This window comes from Rhizobacter sp. OV335, from assembly GCF_900142965.1.
In the GTDB taxonomy this organism is placed as follows: domain Bacteria; phylum Pseudomonadota; class Gammaproteobacteria; order Burkholderiales; family Burkholderiaceae_C; genus Rhizobacter.
The window spans coordinates 116,226-138,087 of record NZ_FRCQ01000017.1; the positions used below are offsets into that span (position 1 = coordinate 116,226).

Genomic DNA, 21,862 nt, shown 5'->3' on the forward strand with positions numbered 1-21,862 from the left:
AGAAGGCCTGGATCCGATGCAAACGATGAACCTGACACCGTCCCCCTCCGCCGGCGCCTCGATGGGCGACCGCGCCGCGCTCGTGCTGCGCGAGGCCGGCATCGGGCTGGCGTTGCTGGTGCTGCTCGGCGTGTTCGCGCTGCTGTCGCCGATCTTCCTGACCGCCGGCAACATCACCAACATCTTCACGCAGATCTCGATCAACGTGATCCTCGCGGTCGGCATGACCTTCGTGATCCTGATCGGCGGCATCGACCTCTCGGTCGGCTCGGTGATGGCGCTCTGCGCGGTGGTGGCCGGCACGGTGCTGAAGCTCGACGGGCTCGACCCGGCCATGGCGATCGTGCTCGCGCTGGCGGCGAGCATCGCGGTCGGCGCGGCCTGCGGGCTGGTCAACGGCGCGGTGTCGGCCTGGTGGGCGATCCCGTCGTTCATCGTCACGCTGGGCATGCTGAACATCGCGCGCGGCGCGGCGCTGCAATGGACGCAGGCCCGTTCCATCTACGAGTTCCCCGACGCCTTCAACAACTTCGGCAGCGCCACGCTGCTGGGCGTGCCGGCGATCTTCCTGGTGGCGCTGGCGCTGGTGGCGGCCGGATGGTTCGTGCTGAACCGCACCGTGTTCGGCCGCCTGGTCTACGCCATCGGCAACAACGAAGAGGCGGTGCGGCTGGCCGGCCACAGCGTGCGCTTCTACAAGATCGCGGCCTTCGTGATCTGCGGCGCGGCGGTTGGCGTCGGCGCGGTGATCTACATGACGCGGCTGACGATCGCGAGCCCGATCTCGGGCATCGGCTTCGAGCTGAATGCGATCGCGGCGGTGATCATCGGCGGCACCAGCCTGTCGGGCGGGCGCGGCTCGATCATCGGCACGCTGCTCGGCGCGTGCATCATCGGGGTCCTGGCCAACGGCCTGATCCTGATCGGCATGAGCGACTTCCTTCGGCAGATGGTCACCGGTTTCGTCATCATCCTCGCGGTGGTGCTGGACGTGCTGCGCGCACGGCTGGCGCAGCGTGCCGCGCGATGAACGGCAGCGAGCGCAACGAGAGCGGCGAACGCAGCACCGGGCGCGAGGCCCGTGTGCCGGCCCGCATCAGCACCATCAAGGACGTGGCGCTGCAGGCCCAGGTCTCGGTGACGACGGTGTCGCACGTGGTCAACGGCACGCGCTTCGTCAGCGAGGCGGCGCGCCAGCGGGTGCAGCAGGCGATCGAGGAGCTGCGCTACGTGCCGAGCGCGCTGGCGCGCAGCCTGAAGAGCAACCGGACGCACACCGTCGGGATGATGATCCCGAACAGCTCGAACCCGTATTTCGCCGAGATCATCCGCGGCATCGAGGACACCTGCTACGAGGCCGGCTTCAACGTGATCCTGTGCAACTCCGACGACGACCCGCTGAAGCAGAGCACCTACGTGCGCCTGCTGAGCGAGAAGCAGGTCGACGGGCTGATCGTGATGTCGTCCGGCGCCGACGGCGAGCTGCTCGACACGCTGCGCGATGCCAACATGCCCCAGGTGGTGGTCGACCGCGAGATCGACGACCTGGAGGCCGACCTGGTCGAGGTCAACCACGAGGCCGGCGGCGTGATCGCGACCGAGCACCTGCTGTCGCTCGGGCACCGGCGCATCGCCTGCATCGCGGGGCCGCAGACGCTGTCGTCGGCGCGCCAGCGCGTGCTGGGCTACCACCGCGCGCTGCGCGAGGCCGGCCTGTCGGTCGACGACCGGCTGCTGCGCAGCGCCGATTTCACGAGCGCCGGCGGCCATGCCGCGATGGCCTCGCTGCTGCAGGGCGGCGTGCAGCCGACCGCGGTGTTCGTCTCGAACGACCTGATGGCGATCGGCGCGATCTGCGCGGCTGCGTCGCAGGGCTTGCGCATTCCGCAAGACCTGTCGGTGATCGGCTTCGACGACATCGCGCTGTCGGCCTACAGCAACCCGCCGCTGACTACCGTCGCGCAGCCCAAGCACCGCACCGGCGAGCTGGCGGCGCAGCTGCTGATGCAGCGCATCGCCGACCGCGGGCGGGCGTTGCAGCGCGAGATCCTGCAGCCGTCGCTGACGGTGCGGCAGTCCACCGGGCCGGTGCCGTCATGACGCAACGGATTGTCGTGCTCGGCAGCGTCAATGCCGACCTGGTGCTGCGCTGTGAACGGTTGCCGGGGCCCGGCGAGACGGTGCATGGCCGCGAGTTCAAGGTGCTGCCGGGCGGCAAGGGCGCGAACCAGGCAGTGGCCGCGGCGCGGCTCGGCGCGGCGGTCAGCTTCATCGGCTGCGTCGGTGCCGACGACCACGGGCGCGAGGCGCGGCGCCGGCTGGCGGCCGAGGGCGTCGACATCGCGCACCTGGCCGAGGTGGCGCAGCCGACCGGCGTCGCGATGATCCTGGTCGACGACCACGGGCAGAACAGCATCGCGCTGTCGGCCGGCGCGAACGCGGCGCTCGATGTCGCGCAGGTCGAGGCGGCGGCGGCGCTGATCGCGTCGGCGGCGCTGCTGGTGTGCCAGCTCGAATCGCCGCTCGCCGCGGTGACACGGGCCATCGCGATCGCCCATGCGGCGGGCGTGCCGGTGCTGCTGAACCCGGCACCGGCGCAGGCCTTGCCGGCGGCCTTGCTGCAGCAGGTCGACGTGCTGGTGCCCAACGAGAGCGAGGCGGCGGTGCTGCTCGGCGAGGCGCTCGCGCCGGCCGACGCGGCGGCGCGGCTGCGCGAGCGCGGCCCGGTCACGGTGATCGTCACGCTGGGCGCCGACGGCGTGCAGTGCGCCGACGAGCGTGCCAACGTGCACGCGCCGGCACCGCGCACGAAGGCCGTCGACACCACCGGCGCGGGCGACACCTTCATCGGCGCGTTCGCGGCCGCGCGCTGCGCCGGGGCAGAACTGCACGCGGCCATCGCGCATGCGCAGCAGGCCGCGGCCTTCAGCGTGGCGCGGCCCGGCACCATCGATTCGATGCCGTTCGTGCGCGACCTGCAACCGGCGCTCTCGCCCTCGTGAAGAAGACGCCGCTGCTGCACCGCGGCCTGTCGCAGCTGGTGGCGGGCCTGGGCCATGGCGACCTGGTCGTGATCGCCGATGCCGGGCTGCCGGTGCCGGTGGGCACGCCGTGCATCGACCTCGCGCTGACGCGCGGCGTGCCGTCGTTCGACCAGGTGCTGCAGGCGATCCTCAGCGAGATGCAGGTGGAGCGCATCGCGCTGGCCGACGAGGCGCTGCAGCGCAGCCCCGGCTTCGTCGAACAGGTGGGGGCCCGGATGCAGGGCGTGCCGGTGGAGCGGCTGTCGCACGACGAGCTGAAGCGGCGCAGCGCGTCGGCGCGCGCGATCGTGCGCAGCGGCGAGTTCACGCCGTACGCCAACCTGCTGCTGTACGCCGGCGTCGTGTTCTAGTGCCGACAGGCCCTGGCGCGATACAGTCTCGCCCCATGGACATCGCCGCCGAACTGTCGAGCCTGCACCAACCGCTGCTGCGGTTCGCGCAGCTCCAGCTGCGCCATGACAGCCTGGCCGAAGACGTGGTGTCGGAAACGCTGCTGGCCATCCTCGAGACACCGGAACGCTTCGAGGGCCGCAGCTCGCTGAAGACCTACGCGACCGGCATCCTGAAGTTCAAGATCATCGACGTGCTGCGCCGGCGCGGGCGCGAAATCCACGTCGAGCCGCTGGGCGAGCAGAGCGTCGACGACGCGCTCGACGCGCTGTTCGCGGCCGACGGCCACTGGCGCGAGGCGCCACCGGCCTGGCAGCACCCCGAACGGGCGCTGGAGCAGGCGCAGTTCTTCGACACGCTGCAGCTGTGCATCGACAAGCTGCCTCCGAAGCTCGCGCGCATCTTCATGATGCGCGAGTGGCTCGAACTGGAGATCGACGGTATCTGCGGCGAGCTGCAGATCACCAGCAACAACTGCAGCGTGATGCTGTACCGCGCGCGCATGCAGCTGCGCGAGTGCCTGCAGCTGCGCTGGTTCAAGGACGCGGCATGAGCGAGCCGGCTGAAGACGACGACATCGACTGCCGCGCCGCATCCCACCTGTTGAGCGCCGCGCAGGACGCGCCGCTGCCGCCGGACGACGAGCGGCGGCTGCTCGCCCATCTGACGGCCTGCAGCATGTGCCGCAACGTGCAGGGGCAGCTGGGGGTGTTGCGAGACGCGCTGCGCAAGCTTGGCCGCGGCGATTGACAAGATCACGCCGGGATCACATTTTGGAATGGGTGCATCCAGCGGGTAAGTGACCCCGGCTTCCTTCGACGAACCGCAACGCCAAGGCCTTGGCGTTGCCCACACCATTCGAAGGAGCCACATCATGAACAACGCCAGGAAGCCTGCCCACCACCGCGTCGCACTGCTCGCCACCGCGCTCGCCGCCACGATGTTCGTTGCCGCCTGCGGCGGCGGCGACGACGATGCACCGGCCCCCGCACCGCAGCCGGTGCTGTCCCACCAGCTCTACACCGAGACCAACGAGACGGCGAACGCCATCGTGCACTTCACGCGCCAGGCCGATGGCACCCTGGTGCGCAAGGAGACCACGCCGACCGGCGGCGCCGGCACCAACGCGGTCAATGCCGCCGGCAACACGGTGCCCGATTCGCTGGTCAGCCAGCACAGCATCATCGCGAGCCCCGACGGCTCGACGCTGTTCGTCGTCAACGGCGGCGACGATTCGATCTCGGTGATGGCGGTCGACCCGTCCACCGGCGCGCTGACGCTGAAGAAGCGCAGCAGCACGGCGGCCGGCCACATCCCGAACAGCCTGGCGCTGAACCACGGCGTGCTGTACGCGACCTTCATCGGCGGTGCCTCGCAGCTCGCGGCGTTCAAGGTCGAGGCCGACGGCGGCCTGACGCAGCTCGGCAGCTACGACCTGCTGGCACTCGGCGGCCTCGCGACGGCCGCGCCGACGCAGGTCATCGTGTCGCCCGACGGCGGCTTCGCGGTGGTCAGCGCCGGCACCGGCAGCAACGCGATCCTGTCGTTCCCGATCGCGGCAGACGGCACGCTCGGCGCGCCGGTCACGTCGGCCGGCGTGCTGGCCACGCCGTTCGCCGGGGCCTTCGTGCCCGGGGCGGCATCGCCGGTCTACCTGTCCACCGGCATCTCGACGCAGTCGCTGAACGCGTTCTCGTTCTCGGCGACCGGTGCGCTCGCGGCGCTGGGGCAGGCCAGCGCGCCGGGCACCGCGGCGCCGTGCTGGCTGGTCGTCACGCCGGACGGCAAGACCGCGTTCGTCGGCAACGGTTCGGGATCGATCTCGTCGTACGCGATCAACGGCAACACCTTGACGCTGCTCGACGCCACGGCGGCACTCGAGCCCTCGGTGCAGGCCGGCATCAACAGCGTCGCGGCCGATTCATGGATCAGCCCGGACAGCAAGTTCCTCTACACCGCCTACCTCGGCGACGACAAGGTCGTGGCCTACGCGATCGGGTTGAACGGCTCGCTGGCGAAGCTCGGCGAAACGGTGATCGGCACCGCCACGCACCTGAGCCTGCAGGGCATGGTCGGCATCTGAGTCAGGGCCGGCGCAGCAGCGCCCGCAGCGGCACCGCGTCGGCCATCGCGCGGTGCCCGGCGTCGCCGGGGTGCAGGTGATCCCCGGAATCGAACGCCGGCTGCAGGCGCGACGGCTGTGCGGGATCGCGCAGCAGCGCGTCGAAGTCGATCACCGCATCGAACTCGCCGCTGTCGCGGATCCACGCGTTGAGTTGCCGGCGCAGCGCGTCCTTGTGCGGCTGGAAGTAGTCCGCGAGCGGCGTGCCGGCGAGGGCACCCTCGAACGGCGTCAGCGTCGCGCCCAGCACGCGCACGCCGCGCCGGTGGGCACTGGCGATCAGCTGGCGGTAGCCCGCGATCAACTCGGCGAGCTCGGGTGGCCTGCGCTGCGGGTCGAAGGCGGTGCCCGGCCAGCTGATGTCGTTGATGCCGATCAGCACGATCACGCTGCGCACGTGCGGTTGCATCAGCACGTCGCGGTCGAAGCGCGCGAGTGCGCTCGGCCCCATGCCATCGGTCAGCAGGCGGCCGCCCGAGATGCCGGCGTTCAGCACCGCGATGCGCTGCGGCGCGAGGCGCGCGGCCAGGAAGTCGGGCCAGCGCGTGTCGGCATCCATCGTCGCGCCGTTGCCGTCGGTGATCGAATCGCCGGTCACGACGACGCTGCCGCGCGGCGAGTCCGCTTCGACCGCGATGGCGCTGAGGAAGATCCGCGCGGTCAGGCCCGGCGTGGGTGGGAGCTGTGCGGCAGCCACCTGATTGCCGGGCGCGAGCGATGCGGCCTGCCGGCCGTCCCAATGAAAAGTCTGCGTCGAGGTCGGCTTCGGGAAGTAGAGGCTGACCGCCAATGACGCGAGCGGCGCGACCTCGAACTCCACCGGATCGCTGAGCACCGGCGCGCCGGGCGGCACGATGACGCCGGCCTGCCCGCCGAAGGTCACGACGCGGCCGCGTCCAGGTGCCGAGGCCAGCGCCACCTGCGCCGCGCCGATCACCAGCGGCTCGCTGCCGTACTCGTTCGACAGTTGCAGCCGCACGCGGTGCCCGCCGAGGCTCAGCCGGACGACTTGGCGCAGTGTCTGGTTGTCGAGCAGCGGCGGCGTGCTTGTCGGCAGCGCGAACTCCGCGCCCCAGCTCGCCTCGGGGCTGGCGGTCCAGCTGGGGATCCAGGTGCCGGCGTCCGCAGGCAATGCGGCCACGCAGGCGAGGGCAGACACGGTCGCGGCGAGGCCGCGCCGCAGGGTGCGGCGTGCTGTCATGGGGTGTCCTTGGTCAGGCGTTGGCGGAGGCGATCGCGGTCGGCCGGCGGTCCAGCGTCATCGCGAGCGCCGCGATCGCGAGGCCGGCCAGCGGCAGCAGCGCCGCCACCCAGGCCAGCGACGCGAGCCCTGGTCCACTGGCGATCACCGCGCCCCCGAGCCACGCGCCGAGCGCATTGCCCAGGTTGAAGGCTGCTATGTTGAAGCTCGACGCGAGGCTCTGCCCGGCGCCTTGCGCCTTGTCCAGCACCCACATCTGCAGCGGCGCGACGGTCGCGAACGACGCGGCCCCGAGCAGCCCGACGAACAGCACCGCCGCCACCTGGTTGTGCAGCGCCCAGCCGGTCAGCGCCAGCACGATCGCCAGCACCGCCAGCGAGCCCAGCACCGTGCCGGCGAGGTGCTTGTCGGCCAGCTTGCCGCCGGCCAGGTTGCCGATCACCAGGCCGCCGCCGAACACCAGCAGGATCGGCGACACCGCGGCGGCGCTGAAGCCGCTGACCTGCGTCAGCAGCGGCGCGATGTAGGTGAACAGCGCGAACAGCCCCGCGAAGCCGAGCACCGTGGTCGCGAAGCCGAGCAGCACCGGGCGGCGCAGCAGCGCGTCGAGGTCGGCGCGCAGCGAGCTGCCGTCGCGGTTCGCGGGCTGGGCCGGCACGAACAGCGCCAGTGCCGCCATCGCCAGCAGCCCGACCGCGCTGACGGCCCAGAAGGTGGCGCGCCAGCCGAAGTGCTGGCCCAGCCAGGTGCCGAACGGCACGCCGAGGATGTTGGCCACCGTGAGGCCGGTGAACATGATCGCGATCGCCGACGCGCGTTGCTGCGGCGGCACCAGCCCGGTCGCGACGACCGAGCCGACGCCGAAGAAGCTGCCGTGCGCCAGCGCCGTCAGCACGCGCGCGGCCATCAGAAGCTCGTAGGTCGGCGCCAGCGCGCAGCTCAGGTTGCCGAGCGTGAAGACTGCCATCAGCGCCAGCAGCAGCGTCTTGCGCGGCCAGTGCTGGGTCAGCGCGGTCAGCAGCGGCGCGCCGACCACGACGCCCAGCGCGTAGCCGGAGATCAGCAGCCCGGCCGACGACACCGACACGCCGAGATCGGTGCCCACGTCGAGCAGCAGTCCCATGATCACGAACTCGGTGACGCCGATGCCGAAGGCGCCGACGGTCAGCGCATACAGCGCCAGCTTGGTGTTCTTCATGACTGTGAATTCAGATGCCGTTGAGTCGGGAATGATGAGTTCAAACTACGTCTTGGACTAGACTGCCCGGCGGAAAAGCACTTGTGAACCGATTTCATCAGCGAGGACCGGCATGGCACGACTGGATGTGAACCGCTCGGGCGAGATGGAGGTGTTCGTGCGGGTCGTCGAGCTGGGCGGCTTCTCGGCCGCGGCGCGGGCATTCCGGATGACGCCGTCGGCGGTCAGCAAGCTGGTCGGGCGGCTCGAGGCGCGGCTGGCGGTGAGGTTGCTCACCCGCTCGACGCGGCAGGTGCAGCTGACGCCCGAAGGCTGCGTGTTCTACGAGCGCGCGGTGCGCGTGCTGGCCGACCTCGACGAAGCCGAGCGCGGTGCGGCCACCAACGATGCGCCGCGCGGGCGCCTGAGCGTGAACGTCAACGTGCCGTTCGGCGAGCATTTCCTGCTGCCGCTGGTGCCGGCCTTCCTGGCGCTGCACCCCGAGGTCACGCTCGACATCGTGCTGACCGACGAAGTGATCGACCTGCTCGAGCGCCGCACCGATGTCGCGGTGCGGGCCGGGCCGCTGAAGAGTTCGCAGCTGCTGGCGCGCAAGCTGGGCGAGACGCGCAAGCTGATCGTCGGCTCGCCGGCCTACCTGCAGCAGCGCGGCACGCCGGTCACGCCGGCCGACCTGGCCGCGCACAACCGCCTGGGCTTCACCTATGCGCGGGCGTTGGAGGGATGGCCGCTGCTGCAGGACAGGCAGGTCGTGCCGGTGGCGCTGAACGGCACTGCGCAGGTGAGCGACGGCGAATCGCTGCGCCGGCTCGCGGTGGCCGGCCTCGGGCTGGCGCGGCTGGCGGCGTTCCAGGTGCGCGACGACATCGCGGCCGGGCGGCTGGTGGCGGTGCTGGAAGACTTCAACCCCGGCGATGTCGAAGAGGTGCACGCGGTGTTCGTCGGCCAGGGCGGGCACCTGCCGTCGCGGGTGCGGGCGCTGCTGGATTTCCTGGTCGAGAACGTGCGGATCGGCTAGCCGCGCCGCTGCCGCGAGGAGATACTCTCTACCATCGTTCGCGTTGCGACAAGGAGCTGACATGGGACCCCTGGAACGCATCACACAGCGACCTGACATGATGGGCGGCAAGGCCTGCATCCGCGGCATGCGAGTCACCGTGGGAATGGTGGTGGGGCAGGTCGGCGCGGGCCGTAGCGTCGATGACATCCTGGCCGACTACCCCTATCTTGAGCGGGAAGACATCCTGCAGGCGTTGCGCTATGCCGCCTGGCGCGCCGACGAGCGCGAGGTCGAGTTGGCCGGTGTGTGACGCAGGATGCGTCTTCTCGTCGACATGAACCTGTCGCCTCGATGGATCGGTGTCTTGAATGCTGCCGGCATCGAAGCCCGCCATTGGTCGACACTGGGTGCCTGCGATGCCCCCGACCCGTTGATCATGGCGTATGCGGCCGAACACGACTACGTCGTGCTGACGCACGACCTGGACTTCGGCGCCATGCTGGCTGCGACCCAAGGTGACAAGCCGAGCGTCGTGCAGATCCGCGCCGAGGACGTGAGTCCCTCTGCGATCGGCTTGTACGTGGTTGCCGCGCTGCGCCAGATGACGGCCGAGCTAGAGGACGGTGCGCTGCTGACGATCGACACGAAGCGCGCGCGCTTGCGCTTGTTGCCGTTGCAAGTGAAGCGCTGATCAGCTGACCGCGCGGCGCCAGGTGTCGCGCCCGGCGATCTTGAATGCAACAGGCGCGCTTGCCTAGAATGCCCAGCCTGTCCGGGTGTTCTCCGCCCCGGCGCCATCGTGAGGAAGGCATTCATGCAACACCTGTCCGGCATCTGGGTCCCCGTCATCACGCCGTTCGCGGCCGACGGGCGCGTCGACCATGAACGGCTCGCCGCGCTGGTCGCCGGGCTGGTCGCCGACGGCATCCACGGCCTGGTGGCTTGCGGCACCACCGGCGAAGCGGCGACGCTCGACGAAGCCGAGCAGGCCGCCGTGCTGCGCACCGTGTTGCAGGCGGCGGGCGGGCGCAAAGTGCTGATGGGCGTGAGCGGCATCGCGCCGCGCGAGGTGGCGGCCGCGTGCCGGCGCTTCGGCGAGCAGACGGTCGCCGGCTTCCTGGTGCCGCCGCCGTCTTACGTGCGGCCGTCGCAGCAGGGCATCGTCGAGTTCTACCGCGAGGTCGCGGCCGCCGCGCCGAGCGCGATCGTCGTCTACGACATTCCGTACCGCACCGGCACCGAGATGAGCCTGGCGACGCTGCGCAGCATTGCCGCGATCCCCGGCGTGCGCGGGCTGAAGGACTGCGGCGGCGATCCCCGCAAGACGCAGGCGCTGATCGCCGACGGCCGGCTCGCGGTGCTGTCCGGCGAGGACCACAACATCTTCACGACGCTGTGCCAGGGCGGGCAGGGCGCCATCGCGGCCAGCGCGCACCTGCACCCGCGCGGCTTCGTCGAGATGTACGACGCGGTGCAGGCAGGCGACCTGCCGCGCGCCCGCCGGCTGCACCATGCGCTGGCGCCGATGGTCGGCGCGCTGTTCGCCGAGCCGAACCCGGGCCCGCTGAAGGCGCAGCTGGCGGCGCTGGGCCGCATCGGCCCGGCCTTGCGCGCCCCGATGACCGCGGCCAGCGCGCCGGTGGCCGCGGCGCTGCACGCGGCCTGGCAGCAGGCCGGCGTCAGCCTGTCGGGCTGATCGACTTCAGCGCCTGCTGGCAGGCGGCATCGCGGTCGGCCTGCGGTTTGGTCTTCAGTTCCTCGAACGCCAGGTCGCCATTCAGGCGGCCCTGCATGAAGAGCTTCAGGATGTTGATGTCCAGCTTGGCCAGCAGGTCCTGGCGGCCGCGGGCCTCGGCCTCGAAGCGCTCCTTGAAGGCATCGAGCGCGGCGTCGCTCGCGCCGCAGTGCTGCGCGAGCTGGTAGCGCTGGCCGGACTGCAGGCCGCCTTCGACGACCTCGTCCTTGGATTGCGCCATGGCAGCGCAGGAGAACCACAGCAGGCAGGCGATCGGCACGAGGCGCATGGGAGTGTCGGAGGTTGCAGAGTCAGCGAGGTTAACCGAGCCGCCGCCGGCCGCCCATGGCGCGCGATGCGATCTGGCGGTAACGCGCGTCACCAGCCGTTGCTTTCGCGGCTAGCATTTGAAGATGGTCGACACGTCGTTGGGATTCCTCGAAAGAGGCGGGGAGATGGGCGAGCGCATGCGCGCCTTCGATTGGGGCCGCACGCCGCTCGGCGACCCGATCGGCTGGCCGCAGAGCCTGAAGACCATCGTGCGGGTGATGCTCGACTCGCGCTTCGCGATGTGGATGGCCTGGGGCAGCGAGGCGACGTTCTTCTGCAACGACGCCTACCTGCCGACGGTGGGCATCAAGCGCGACTGGGTGCTCGGCGCACGCGCCGACGTGGTCTGGGCCGAGATCTGGCACGACATCGGCCCGCGCATCGACCAGGTGCTCAGCACCGGCACCGCCACCTGGGACGAAGGCCTGCAGCTGTTCCTCGAACGCAGCGGCTACCTCGAGGAAACCTTCCACACCTTCTCGTACAGCCCGGTCTACGACGATGCCGACAGCGTGGCCGGCATGCTGTGCGTGGTGGTCGAAGACACCGAGCGTGCGATCGGCGAGCGCCGGCTGCGCCTGCTGCGCGAGCTGGCGGCGCTGCCGATCCGCGAGCTGCCGTCGCTTGCGGCCGCCGCGGCGCAGCTCGTCTCGACGCTCGGCAACAGCCCGCAAGACCTGCCGTTCGCCGCGCTGTATTTGCCCGATCGCCTGCCCGACGGCCCCGATGCGCCCGACGGCCGCGACGCGGCGCTTGCCCGCATCACGCAGACGGCCAACGTGCCGCCCGATGCGCTGCCGCGTCGGTTGGCGCGCGATGCGGCGTCGCCGGGCCCGCTGGCGCAGGAAGTGCGCGAGGCCGAGCGCAGCGGTCTGCCGCAGCTGGCCGACGGCATCGCGGCCCAGGTCGGCGAGATCCGCGGTGCGTGGACCGAGCCGGTGCAGCAGGCGGTCGTGCTGCCGCTGGTGGTGGCCGGGCAGGCCCCGAACGTCGGCGCGCTGGTGGTGGGCATCAGCCCGCGCCGGCGGCTCGACGACGACTACCGCAGCTTCCTGTCGCTGGTGGCTTCGCAGGTCGCGTCGCGGCTCGGCGAGGTGCGTGCACGGCTGGAAGAGCGCCAGAAGGCCGAGGCGCTGGCCGAGCTCGACCGCGCGAAGAACCTGTTCTTCAGCAACGTGAGCCATGAACTGCGCACGCCGCTCACGCTGATGCTCGGGCCGCTGCAGGACGCGCTGCTGCGCCCGGACCTGCCGGCCGACCTGGTCGAGGCGCTGCAGCTCGCGCATCGCAACGGCGAGCGGCTGCGCAAGCTCGTCAACTCGTTGCTGGAGTTCTCGCGCATCGAGGCCGGGCGCGTCGAGGCGAGCTACCAGGCGACCGACCTGGCGGCGCTGACGCGCGATTTCGCGTCGGCCTTCCGCTCGGCGATCGAGCATGCCGGGCTGCGCTTCGTCGTGGCCTGCGAGACGCTGTCGAACGAGGTGTTCGTCGACGTCGACATGTGGGAGAAGGTGGTCCTGAACCTGCTGTCGAACGCGTTCAAGTTCACGTTCGACGGCGAGATCGCCGTCTCGCTGCGCACCGAGGCGGGCCAGGCCGTGTTGGAGGTGCGCGACACCGGCATCGGCATGGACGACGAGGCGCTCGCCCATGTGTTCGACCGCTTCCACCGCGTGGCCGGGGCGCGGTCGCGCTCGCACGAAGGCACCGGCATCGGGCTGGCGCTGGTCAAGGAGCTGGTGCGCCTGCACGGCGGCAGCGTCACCGTGACCAGCGCGCCGGGAAGCGGCAGTTGCTTCGTGGTGCGCGTGCCGCTGGGCGTGGCGCACCTGCCGGCGCACCGCGTGGGCGTCGCGCCGGTAGCCGCGACCGCATCTGGCACCGCGTTGGCCACGACAGGCAGGGCGATGGCGCTGGATGCGTTCGCCGAGGACGCGCTGCGCGCCGGCCAGGCGCCGGGCGTGCCATCGCGTTCACAACGGCCGGGTGACGCGTCGCGCGCGACCGTGCTGGTGGTCGATGACAACGCCGACATGCGCAGCTACATCGCCGGCGTGCTGGGCGCGCGCTGGAACGTCGAGGGCGCGGCCGACGGCCTGCAGGCGCTGGCCGCGATCGCCCGGCGCCGGCCCGACGTGGTCGTGACCGACATCATGATGCCGGAGCTCGACGGTTTCGGCCTGCTCGCGCGCATCCGCGCGCATGACGCGTTGCGCACGCTGCCGGTGATCCTGCTGTCGGCGCATGCCGGCGAAGAGGCGCGGCTGGAGGGGCTGGCCAAGGGGGCCGACGACTACATCGTGAAGCCGTTCTCGGCGCGCGAACTGGCGGCGCGCGTCGAGGTGCTGCTGGTGCGCGAGCAGATGCATGCGATCCGCGATGCCGCGAACCGCCGGCTGGTCGAGGTGTTCGACAACGCGCCGGTGGCGGTCGCGCTGCTCGACGGTCCGCAGCACGTGTTCAGCTATGCGAACGACGAGCAGCGGCGCCTGGTGGGCGACCGTCCGCTGCTGGGGCTGCCGCTGCTGACGGCGATGCCCGAGCTGCGCGACCTGAACGTGAAGGAGCTGCTCGACAGCGTGATGCGCAGCGGCGAGCCGTACTTTGCGAAGGCCTTCGAGGTGCGGATGCCCGAGCCGCGCTACTTCGATTTCGTCTACCAGCCGCTGACCGAGCCGGACGGCACCCAGCCGGTCAAGATTGCCGTGGTCGCCTACGAGGTGACCGAGCAGTTGAGCGCGCGCCAGCAGGCCGAGGACGCGAGCCGCGCGAAGGACGAATTCCTCGCGATGCTGGGCCACGAGCTGCGCAACCCGCTTGCGCCGATGCTCACGGCGCTGCACCTGATGCGCATGAACTGGAAGGATGCGGCGGTCAAGGAGCGCGGCATCATCGAGCGCCAGGTGCGGCACATGGTGCGGCTGGTCGACGACCTGCTCGACGTCGCACGCATCACGCGCGGGCGCGTCGAGCTGCAGCGTGCGCCGCTCGACCTGGGCGCGGCGATCGGCCAGGCGGTCGAGACGGTGAGCCCGCTGTTCGAGCAGAAACGCCAGCGGCTGGAGGTGCGGGTCGAGGAGCCGCTGCCGCTGCACGGCGATGCGGTGCGCCTGGGGCAGATCGTCGCGAACCTGCTGACCAACGCGAGCAAGTTCACCGAAGTTGGCGGGCACGTGGCCTTGCAGGCGCGGCGCGATGGCGACGATGCGGTGCTGGTGGTCGAGGACGAAGGCATCGGCATGTCGTCCGACGAGTTGATGGTGGTGTTCGAGCCCTTCGTGCAGGGCAAGCGGCAGGCGCTGAACCGGCCGCACGGCGGGCTCGGCCTGGGCCTCGCGATCGCGCGCAGCCTGGCGGCGCTGCACGGCGGCACGCTGGGCGCGCAGAGCGACGGGCCGGGGCGCGGCAGCCGGTTCACGCTGCGGTTGCCGCTGCAGGCGCCCGGCGCTCCGGCCGAGGCGCCGGCGGGCGCCGATGCGTGGCGCGTCGCCACGCACGGCAGCGTGCGGCGCGTGCTGGTCGTCGACGACAACCAGGACGCAGCGACCACGATGGCCACCTTGCTGGAGGCGCTGGGCCACCTGCCGGTGGTCGCGCACGACGGGCCGTCGGCGCTGCAATTGCTGGAGCAGCAGGAGGTCGACATCGCGGTGCTCGACATCGGGCTGCCGGTGATGGACGGCTACGAACTGGCGCAGCGCATCCGCGCAAAGGCGGGTGGCCACGCGCTGAAGCTGATCGCGCTGACCGGCTACGGGCAGGCGGAAGACCGGCTCAAGTCAGCCGCGCATGGTTTCGACGAGCACCTGGTGAAGCCGGTCGACATGGAGACGCTGCTGCAGTTGCTGCGGTGAGCGGGCTTCAACCCGCCGCCTTGGTACGCATCTCCTCGTACTTGCCTTTCAGGATTTCTGCGTAGGCCAGGTCATTGCTGACGTCCGATCGGTCGTCTTCATTCAGGGCGCCACTCTTCAGCGACGTTTCGTATTTCTCGATCAAGGCTTCGAGTGCCGAGATGATGCAGTTGATTTCGGACCATTCCACGTGGTTGCTCTTCCATTGACACGGCGGGCCAAAGCGTACGCCCGTCAGGCCGGCAGCGGCGTCACCATGTACCTCAGCAATTCCCCCACCCCGCGGATCTGCGCCCCGAACGGCAGTTTGCCGACGCCTCGAAAGAACAACCCCTTCTTCACATCCCCTCGCAGTGCCGCCGCGAGCTGCGTGTCGATGCAGAACTGCCCCCAGCCCGGCAAGCCGTCGCGCAGGCCGCATTGCGCGAGGCAGTCGAAGTCGAGCGTGCAGCGCGGCTTCACGTGCACCGTCTGCTGCAGGCGCGGTTCGGCCTTCAGGTAGTTGCGCAGCCACACCGTGGGCACCGCGCGTGCCGGCAGGCCGGCCACGCTGGTGAACTCGACCAGGTCTTCGTCGCGCGCCTGCGCCAGCACCTGCTTGAAGGCCGCGTGCGCATCGCATTCGTGCGTCACCGCGAACGGCGTGCCCAGTTGCACCGCCGCCGCGCCCAGGCCTTGCAGGCGCAGCACGTCGGCATGGCTGCGCACGCCGCCGGCGGCGATCAGCGGGACCTCGCGTTCGTAGCCGCCGCTGCGCAGGAAGGCCAGCACCTGCGGGATCACCGTCTCGAAATCGAAGCGGGTGTCGTGCAGGTCGCCGATGCGCGCCGCGCCCAGGTGCCCGCCGGCCAGCCCCGGGTGCTCGATGACGATCGCATCGGGCAGGCGCTTGCGGCGCTCCCACTTGCGCACCAGCAGTTGCACGCCGCGTGCGTCCGACAGGATCGGGATCAGCAGCGCCTTCGGGTGATCGCTCGCCAGCTCCGGCAGGTCCAGCGGCAGCCCGGCGCCGACGACGACCGCGTCGATGCCGCATTCGAGCGCGCGCGTCACCGACGGCGCATAGTCGCTGACCGCGCGCATCACGTTGATCGCGAGCAGGCCGCGCCCGCCCGACAGCTCGCGCGCGGCGCGGATCTCGCGCTCGATGGCCACCAGGTTGGCCGCGTTGATCGCCAGCTTGGCGCTCGCGGTCGCCGCGGGTCCGGGCGGCAGGTCGGGCGTCTGCGCCATCAGGTCCGGATGGAGTCGGCGCAGGTCCACCGACGACAGAGTGCCCATCGCGCCCAGCCCCGCCACCGTGCCCGCGAGCCGATGCGCCGAGACGCCCACGCCCATGCCGCCTTGCACGATCGGCAGCAGCGTGCGGCCGCCGAGGCGCAGCGGCTGCAGGCCACCGCGCACGGTCTCCTCCATCAAGGCAGCGGGCAGGGCGGAGCGATCGGTGGATTCGTTCATCGGGCAGGGCGGGGTCACGGTGGCCGGCACCATAGCAACGGCACGGCCGGCGCGCCTTGCGCCGGATCAAGTCTCAACGCATCACGAGGTCGAAGCCACCGTCCGCGGCGCGGCGCGCGCGCCTTGGTCCAGCGCAGCCCGGGGGGACTCAGCGGTGCGCCAGGCAGGCCTCGATCTCGGCCAGCAGCAGTGCCGACTCCATCGGGCGCTGGAGGTAGCGAAGCGCACCGAGCTGCAGGCCCAGCGCGCGCGAGGCCTCGTCCTGGTGCGTGGACGACAGGAAGATGAAGGGAATGTCGCGCAGCCACAGGTCGGCCTTCACGGTGCGGATGAAGTCGAAGCCGCTGCCCTCGGACATCCCGACGTCCGACAGGATCAGCGCCGGCCGGTGCTCGCGCGCGAGCCGCAGCGCGTGAGTCGGCGTCCCGGCCGTGACGACCGTGTAGCCGTGCGGCTCCAGCAGGTCGCGCTTGAGTTCCAGGTTCATCGGCGAATCGTCGACCACCAGCACCGTGACGCCCCTGGGCGGCAGCCGCTTGAAGGTGGGCTGCGGCTGCGGCGCCTCGTTGGCGCGCAGCGTCGTCGGCAGCGCTGCGTTGACGGCCTGGATGAAGGCCAGTGGCTCCAGCGGCTTGGCGATGTAGCCGTCGAAGCCGTGCGACAGCACCCGGTCGCGGTCGCCCACCATCGCGAATGCCGTCACCGCCACCAGCGGGATCTCGCGCAGCGACGGGTCGGTCTTGGCGTCGTGCGCGAACGCATAGCCGTCGAGCACCGGCATCTGGATGTCGCACAGGATCAGGTCGGGGCGCTCGCGGCGGGCGATCTCCAGGCCGATGGCGCCGTCAGCCGCCTTCATCGTCTCGAAGCCGAAGGCGCGCAGCAGGTAATCCATCAGCTCGCGGTTCGCCGCGTTGTCTTCGACGATCAGGATGCGTGCGCTCATCGTGCGGGCAGGTGCAGGGTGAAACAGCTGCCGCGGCCGCATTCGCTGTCGAGTTCGATGCGCCCGCCCAGCAGCTCGGCCAGCTTGCGGCTCAGGTACAGCCCGAGGCCGGTGCCCTCGATGCGGCTGCGCGACGTCGCACTGCCCACGCGGGTGAAGGCCTGGAAGAGCCGCGCCTGCTCGTCGGCACCGATGCCCGGCCCGGTGTCGCTGACCGACACCGACACACCGGTCGCGTCCGGCGCATCCAGCGTGACCGTCACCGTGCCGCTCTCGGTGAACTTGACCGCGTTGCTCACCAGGTTGAGCACGATCTGCTGCAGCGCGCGGGCATCGCTGTCGACCGACACGTCCTGCGGCGGCAGCCGCACCAGCAGCCGCAGCCCCTTGGCCTCGGCCGTCGGGCGCAGCGTCGCGGCGACTCCCTCCACCAGCGCGCGGCAGGCCACCGGCTTGAACTGCATCTGCACGTTGCCGGAATCGATCTTCGCGAGGTCGAGCAGGTCGTTGATCAGCGACAGCAGGTGCTTGGCGCTCGACTGCACCATCGTCAGCTGCTTCTCCTGGTCGCCCGTCAGCGGCCCCGGCAGCCTCATCAGCAGCAGCCCGGTGAAGCCGATCACCGCGTTCAGCGGCGTGCGCAGCTCGTGGCTCATCGTCGCGAGGAACTTGTCCTTGGCCTGGTTCGCGCGCTCCAGCTCGACGTTCTTCTCCTGCAGCGCATGCTCGACGCGGCGGCGCTCGGAGATGTCGCGGATCGAGCCGCTCACCAGCGTGCCTTCTTCGGTCTCCAGCGGGCTCAGGCTGATCTCGACCGGAAACTCCGAGCCGTCGCGTCGGCGCCCCTGCAGCTCGAGCCCGGCGCCCATCGGCCGCACGTTCGGGTCGGCGAAGAACTGGTGCCGATGGCCCGGGTGCAGCGCGCGGAAGCGCTCCGGCACCAGGATCTCGATCGGCTGGCCCAGCAGCTCGACGCGCGGGTAGCCGAACAGCCGCTCGGTCTGCGTGTTCACCAGCACGATCTGGCCGCTGCGGTCGACGATCACGATCGCGTCGGGCGCCGATTCGAGCAGCCCGCGGAACTTCTGCTCGGCCTTGCGGCGGTAGGTCATGTCGCGGATCGCGCTCATGCCCATGCGGCCCGCCTCGGTCTCCAGCGGGCTCAGGCTGATCTCGACCGGGAATTCCTCGCCGTTCTGACGCAGCCCGTACAGCTCGAGCCCGAGGCCCATCTCGCGCGTGCGCGACTGCGCCAGGTAGCGCGCCAGGTGGGCGCCGTGCGCGCTGCGATAGCGCTGCGGCATCAGGTGCTCGAGCGGGCGGCCGGCCAAGTCTTCGTGCCGGTAGCCGAAGACCGCCTCGGCCTGGCCGTTGACGAACACGATGCGGCCGATGTCGTTGACGATCACGATCGCGTCCGGTGTCGATTCCAGCAGGCCGCGGTAGCGGGTGTCGATCAGGTGGGCGTCGCGCGCCACCTTCATGTGCGTCACGTCGGCCATGCCGTAGGCGCGCACCGTGCTGCCGGGGTTGCCGGGCTCTGCGGCCAGGACACGCACCGACGCGAGCACGTAGATCAGCGAGCCGTCCTTGCAGCGGCGCACCACCTCGTGGCTGCGCCCGTCGTCGTGCGGCGGCTCGGCCATGCCCGCGGGGAGCAGCAGGTCGGCCAACCGACGCCCGAGCGCTTCGTCGCGGGAATAGCCGAACAGGGCCTCGGCGGCGTGGTTCCACCAGGTGACGTTGCCGCCGGCGTCGGTGGCGACCAGCGCCTCCGGCGAGTGGTGCGCCAGCTGTACCGCCAGCAGCTCCGTTGCTGTCATGTCGAACCCTCCCTGCACCCGGGGGGAAATGCGCGAGGCCGGGTGCGGTGCGTTGTTTTCAGATGTGACCGCATTCAACTCCAGGCAGAGGCAGCGCGCAACCGGGCCTTCCCACCGATTCACGGCTTGACTTGCGTCGGATTTCGCCACCCTTTGCCGAGGCACTCGCTTGATGCGGATCAAGCCGCAGCGGCGGCCCGGGCGCCAAGCTCGGGCTTCCGTCGCCGACCGGGACATCGCCATGAACCACGCTGCCATCCGCGTCATCCTCGAAGAACACAGCGCCATGTCGGCGATGCTGCGCTCGATCAGCCTGCTGCTGGCCGATCACCGGCGCCGCGGCAGCCTGCCGGATTTCGCGGTGCTGCGCGCGATGCTGTTCTACGTCGACGAATTCCCCGAGCGGCTGCACCACGCGAAGGAGAGCGAGTTGCTGTTTCCGCTGCTGCGCAAGCGCACCACCGAGGGCGACGAGGTGCTCGACCGGCTCGACCGCGAGCATGCCGACGGCGAGCGTGCGATCCGCGAGCTGGAGCACGAGCTGCTCGGCTTCGAGATGATGGCCGACACCGGTCAGCTGTGCCAGCGGCGCGACCGTTTCGAGCAGGCGATGCAACGCTACGTCGACTTCTACCTCGCCCACATCGCGGCCGAGGAAACCGAGGTGCTGCCGCTGGCGCGGCGCGTGCTGACGGCCGAGGACTGGGCCGGGCTCGACAGTGCGTTCTGCGACAACCGCGACCCGCTGACCGGCCACGAGCCGGACGAGAACTACCGCCATGTCTTCAAGAAGATCCTGTGGGCGCTGCCGCCGCCGTTGGGCATCGGGCCCGCACTGGCCCACACGGCCCGGCCGCCGGGCGGGCGTTGACCGCGTGGGGCGCCTGTCGCGGGCCTTCGTGCTGGCCGGCCTGCTCGGCCTGGCCGGCTGCGCCGCCGGGTTGCCGCCCGCGGCCCCCGCGCCGGCGGCGGGTTTCGCGGTGGCGGTGAACCGCGGCAGCGCGTTCGCCGTCGGCGTCTACGGGATCGGCGCCGATGCCGATGCGGATGTCGACGACGCCTCGCTGCCGCGTGGCGATGAACTCGCGCCGTGGAGCACCGCCCAACTGCCGGCGCGCGTCGGCGCCGGCTTCTTCATCGACGACAGCGGCGCGGTCGTGACGGCGGCGCACGTCGTCACCGGTGCGCACCAGGTGCTGGTGAAGCTGCCCGACCAGCGCGTGCGTCCCGCACGGGTGCGCGCGATCGACCGCGACATGGACATCGCGCTGCTCGACATGGACACGCCGCCCGACGGCGCGCCGGTGTTCGGCCGTTCGGCCGCGCTGCGTGCCGGCGACTGGGTGCTGGCGGTCGGCGAGCCCTACGGCCTGAACCGTTCGGTGGTCGCCGGCATCGTCGGCGGGCGGGCCCGGCATTTCGCGGAGGACGGCGAGGTGCTGTTCATCCAGAGCGACCTGACGCTGAACCCCGGCAATTCCGGCGGCCCGCTGCTCGACGCCCGCGGCGCGATCGTCGGCATGAGCCTGCGCACCGTGGTCGGCCCCTACGGCAGCTCGGGCGTCAGCCTGTTCATGCCGATCGAGGTGGTGCAGCAGGTGGTGGCCGAGCTGCGCAGCGAGAACGTGCCGCCGCGCCCGCGGCTGGGCGCGGGCTTCGAGGACGTGTCGCCGCTGGCGGCCTGGCACGCCGGCCGGGCCGATGCACGCGGTGCTTTCGTCAATGCGGTGGCGCGCGGCAGCGTCGCGGCCGGGCTCGGCCTGCGCGTGGGCGACATCGTGGTCGGCATGAACGGCAGGGCGCTCGGCGACAGCGGCGATTTCGTGCGCGCGCTGCTGTCGTGGCGCGCGCTGCCGGGCACGCGGCTGACGGTGTTCCGCGCGGGCGGCTTCGTCGAGCTGCGCGCTGCCGAGTCGCGCTGAGCCGAGCGACGTGCCGCGTATAGTGCTGCCGGGCGGCCGGGGGCATGCCGCCGGCCGCGCGACTGCGCAAATGGGGGAGCATGTCGTGACATCGCAGGGGGTTCCGCAACACATCGCCGTGCTGGACGACGAGGTGGACATCACCCAGCTGCTCGCCAACTACCTCGGCGGGCAGGGCTTCCGGGTGTCGCAGGTGCACCAGGGCCGCGCGCTCGATGCGCTGATGGCCGCCGACCCGCCGTCGCTGGTGCTGCTCGACCTGGGCCTGCCCGGCGAAGACGGCTTCGTGATCGCGCGCCGCTTGCGCGAGCACCACCAGTGCGGGCTGATCATCATCACCGGCCGCGGCGATGCGGTCGACAAGGTCGTCGGGCTGGAGATCGGTGCCGACGACTACGTGACCAAGCCGTTCGACCTGCGCGAACTGCTCGCGCGGATCAAGTCGGTGCTGCGGCGCGTGGCCCCGCCGCCGACCACCTCTTCCACGGCCGTTGCGCCGCCCGCCGTGGCGTCCGCGCCCGAGCGGCTGCGCTTCCTCGACTGGGAACTCGACCTCGCCGCGCGCCGCCTGGCCAACCGCGGCGGTGTCGAAGTGATGCTGACCAGCGGCGAGTTCGACCTGCTGAGCGTGTTCGTGCGCCACCCGGGGCGGGTGCTGTCGCGCGATTTCCTGCTCGAGAGCACCCGCGGCCGCGAGGCGGCGCCGTTCGACCGCACGATCGACGTTCAGGTGGGGCGCTTGCGCAAGAAGCTCGAAGCCGATCCGGACAGCCCGCAGCTGATCAAGTCGGTGCGCAGCGCCGGCTACATGCTCGCGGTGCCGGTGGTCGGTGTCTGAT

At 70.9% G+C, this 21,862-nt stretch carries 22 protein-coding genes; 15 read left to right on the top strand and 7 right to left on the bottom strand.

Features of this window, described 5'->3' with window-relative positions; all coding sequences use genetic code 11:
- The first annotated feature begins 16 nt into the window (after positions 1-16).
- From BUE42_RS18295 to BUE42_RS18325, 7 genes are all read left to right on the top strand, one after another.
- Positions 17-1,030, top strand: a complete 1,014-nt coding sequence (locus BUE42_RS18295; RefSeq protein ID WP_073466683.1) for an ABC transporter permease — start codon at positions 17-19, stop codon at positions 1,028-1,030.
- Positions 1,027-2,100, top strand: a complete 1,074-nt coding sequence (locus BUE42_RS18300) for a LacI family DNA-binding transcriptional regulator (RefSeq protein WP_235002432.1) — start codon at positions 1,027-1,029, stop codon at positions 2,098-2,100. Before BUE42_RS18295 ends, BUE42_RS18300 begins: the two co-directional genes overlap by 4 nt.
- Positions 2,097-3,002: a ribokinase gene (gene rbsK, locus BUE42_RS18305; protein ID WP_200798987.1), complete on the top strand. Its 906-nt coding sequence runs from the start codon at positions 2,097-2,099 to the stop codon at positions 3,000-3,002. The genes BUE42_RS18300 and rbsK overlap by 4 nt, the downstream gene beginning before the upstream one ends.
- A complete protein-coding gene (gene rbsD / locus BUE42_RS33470; RefSeq protein WP_073466685.1) occupies positions 2,999-3,394 on the top strand; it encodes a D-ribose pyranase in 396 nt (131 codons plus the stop codon). Before rbsK ends, rbsD begins: the two co-directional genes overlap by 4 nt.
- 35 nt (positions 3,395-3,429) lie before the next feature.
- Positions 3,430-3,987: a sigma-70 family RNA polymerase sigma factor gene (locus BUE42_RS18315; RefSeq protein WP_073466686.1), complete on the top strand. Its 558-nt coding sequence runs from the start codon at positions 3,430-3,432 to the stop codon at positions 3,985-3,987.
- The gene (locus tag BUE42_RS18320; protein ID WP_073466687.1) at positions 3,984-4,184 is read left to right on the top strand and encodes a zf-HC2 domain-containing protein; all 201 of its coding nucleotides are present in this window, start codon (positions 3,984-3,986) and stop codon (positions 4,182-4,184) included. The genes BUE42_RS18315 and BUE42_RS18320 overlap by 4 nt, the downstream gene beginning before the upstream one ends.
- A 124-nt stretch (positions 4,185-4,308) precedes the next feature.
- On the top strand, positions 4,309-5,517 hold the full coding sequence (locus tag BUE42_RS18325; protein ID WP_073466688.1) for a lactonase family protein: 1,209 nt from the start codon (positions 4,309-4,311) through the stop codon (positions 5,515-5,517).
- Between the two features lies 1 nt (position 5,518).
- Here the strand turns inward: BUE42_RS18325 and BUE42_RS18330 are convergent, their stop codons facing one another.
- Together BUE42_RS18330 and BUE42_RS18335 are read right to left on the bottom strand one after the other, a co-directional pair.
- On the bottom strand, positions 5,519-6,757 hold the full coding sequence (locus BUE42_RS18330) for an SGNH/GDSL hydrolase family protein (RefSeq protein WP_073466689.1): 1,239 nt from the start codon (positions 6,755-6,757) through the stop codon (positions 5,519-5,521).
- A gap of 13 nt (positions 6,758-6,770) precedes the next feature.
- Positions 6,771-7,955: an MFS transporter gene (locus BUE42_RS18335; RefSeq protein WP_073466690.1), complete on the bottom strand. Its 1,185-nt coding sequence runs from the start codon at positions 7,953-7,955 to the stop codon at positions 6,771-6,773.
- A 112-nt stretch (positions 7,956-8,067) separates the two neighbouring features.
- Between BUE42_RS18335 and BUE42_RS18340 the strand changes: the two genes are divergently transcribed.
- The 4 genes from BUE42_RS18340 to dapA all read left to right on the top strand — a co-directional run bounded on the left by BUE42_RS18340 (position 8,068) and on the right by dapA (position 10,651).
- Positions 8,068-8,973: a LysR family transcriptional regulator gene (locus tag BUE42_RS18340; RefSeq protein WP_073466691.1), complete on the top strand. Its 906-nt coding sequence runs from the start codon at positions 8,068-8,070 to the stop codon at positions 8,971-8,973.
- A 61-nt stretch (positions 8,974-9,034) separates the two neighbouring features.
- Positions 9,035-9,265, top strand: coding sequence for a DUF433 domain-containing protein (locus tag BUE42_RS18345; RefSeq protein WP_073466692.1), 231 nt, complete (start codon positions 9,035-9,037; stop codon positions 9,263-9,265).
- A 6-nt stretch (positions 9,266-9,271) separates the two neighbouring features.
- A complete protein-coding gene (locus BUE42_RS18350; protein ID WP_073466693.1) occupies positions 9,272-9,646 on the top strand; it encodes a DUF5615 family PIN-like protein in 375 nt (124 codons plus the stop codon).
- A gap of 123 nt (positions 9,647-9,769) precedes the next feature.
- Positions 9,770-10,651 carry a 4-hydroxy-tetrahydrodipicolinate synthase gene (dapA, locus tag BUE42_RS18355; RefSeq protein ID WP_073466694.1) on the top strand — a complete coding sequence of 294 codons (882 nt, stop codon included), beginning with the start codon at positions 9,770-9,772 and terminating at the stop codon, positions 10,649-10,651.
- Here dapA and BUE42_RS18360 read toward each other — a convergent pair.
- Positions 10,635-10,979: a hypothetical protein gene (locus tag BUE42_RS18360; RefSeq protein WP_073466695.1), complete on the bottom strand. Its 345-nt coding sequence runs from the start codon at positions 10,977-10,979 to the stop codon at positions 10,635-10,637. The genes dapA and BUE42_RS18360 overlap by 17 nt on opposite strands.
- 166 nt (positions 10,980-11,145) lie before the next feature.
- On the opposite strand from BUE42_RS18360, the gene BUE42_RS18365 reads away from it, so the two are divergent.
- Positions 11,146-14,874 (top strand): ATP-binding protein, encoded by a 3,729-nt coding sequence (locus BUE42_RS18365; protein WP_083614249.1) that lies wholly within the window; start codon positions 11,146-11,148, stop codon positions 14,872-14,874.
- A 7-nt stretch (positions 14,875-14,881) separates the two neighbouring features.
- On the opposite strand, the gene BUE42_RS18370 is transcribed toward BUE42_RS18365, so the two are convergent.
- The 4 genes from BUE42_RS18370 to BUE42_RS18395 form a co-directional block, all read right to left on the bottom strand.
- Positions 14,882-15,064 (bottom strand): hypothetical protein, encoded by a 183-nt coding sequence (locus BUE42_RS18370; protein WP_073466696.1) that lies wholly within the window; start codon positions 15,062-15,064, stop codon positions 14,882-14,884.
- A gap of 44 nt (positions 15,065-15,108) precedes the next feature.
- The gene (locus tag BUE42_RS18375; RefSeq protein ID WP_073466719.1) at positions 15,109-16,332 is read right to left on the bottom strand and encodes an NAD(P)H-dependent flavin oxidoreductase; all 1,224 of its coding nucleotides are present in this window, start codon (positions 16,330-16,332) and stop codon (positions 15,109-15,111) included.
- 148 nt (positions 16,333-16,480) lie between these two features.
- Positions 16,481-17,278 carry a response regulator gene (locus BUE42_RS31690; protein ID WP_083614250.1) on the bottom strand — a complete coding sequence of 266 codons (798 nt, stop codon included), beginning with the start codon at positions 17,276-17,278 and terminating at the stop codon, positions 16,481-16,483.
- Positions 17,275-19,101 carry a PAS domain S-box protein gene (locus BUE42_RS18395; protein WP_073466697.1) on the bottom strand — a complete coding sequence of 609 codons (1,827 nt, stop codon included), beginning with the start codon at positions 19,099-19,101 and terminating at the stop codon, positions 17,275-17,277. The genes BUE42_RS31690 and BUE42_RS18395 overlap by 4 nt, the downstream gene beginning before the upstream one ends.
- A gap of 241 nt (positions 19,102-19,342) precedes the next feature.
- On the opposite strand from BUE42_RS18395, the gene BUE42_RS18400 reads away from it, so the two are divergent.
- The 3 genes from BUE42_RS18400 (at position 19,343) to BUE42_RS18410 (ending at position 21,861) form a co-directional block, all read left to right on the top strand.
- A complete protein-coding gene (locus BUE42_RS18400) occupies positions 19,343-19,972 on the top strand; it encodes a hemerythrin domain-containing protein (protein ID WP_073466698.1) in 630 nt (209 codons plus the stop codon).
- Between the two features lie 4 nt (positions 19,973-19,976).
- Positions 19,977-21,023: a S1C family serine protease gene (locus BUE42_RS18405; RefSeq protein WP_073466699.1), complete on the top strand. Its 1,047-nt coding sequence runs from the start codon at positions 19,977-19,979 to the stop codon at positions 21,021-21,023.
- 85 nt (positions 21,024-21,108) lie between these two features.
- Positions 21,109-21,861, top strand: a complete 753-nt coding sequence (locus BUE42_RS18410) for a winged helix-turn-helix domain-containing protein (RefSeq protein ID WP_235002436.1) — start codon at positions 21,109-21,111, stop codon at positions 21,859-21,861.
- Position 21,862: the final 1 nt, after the last annotated feature.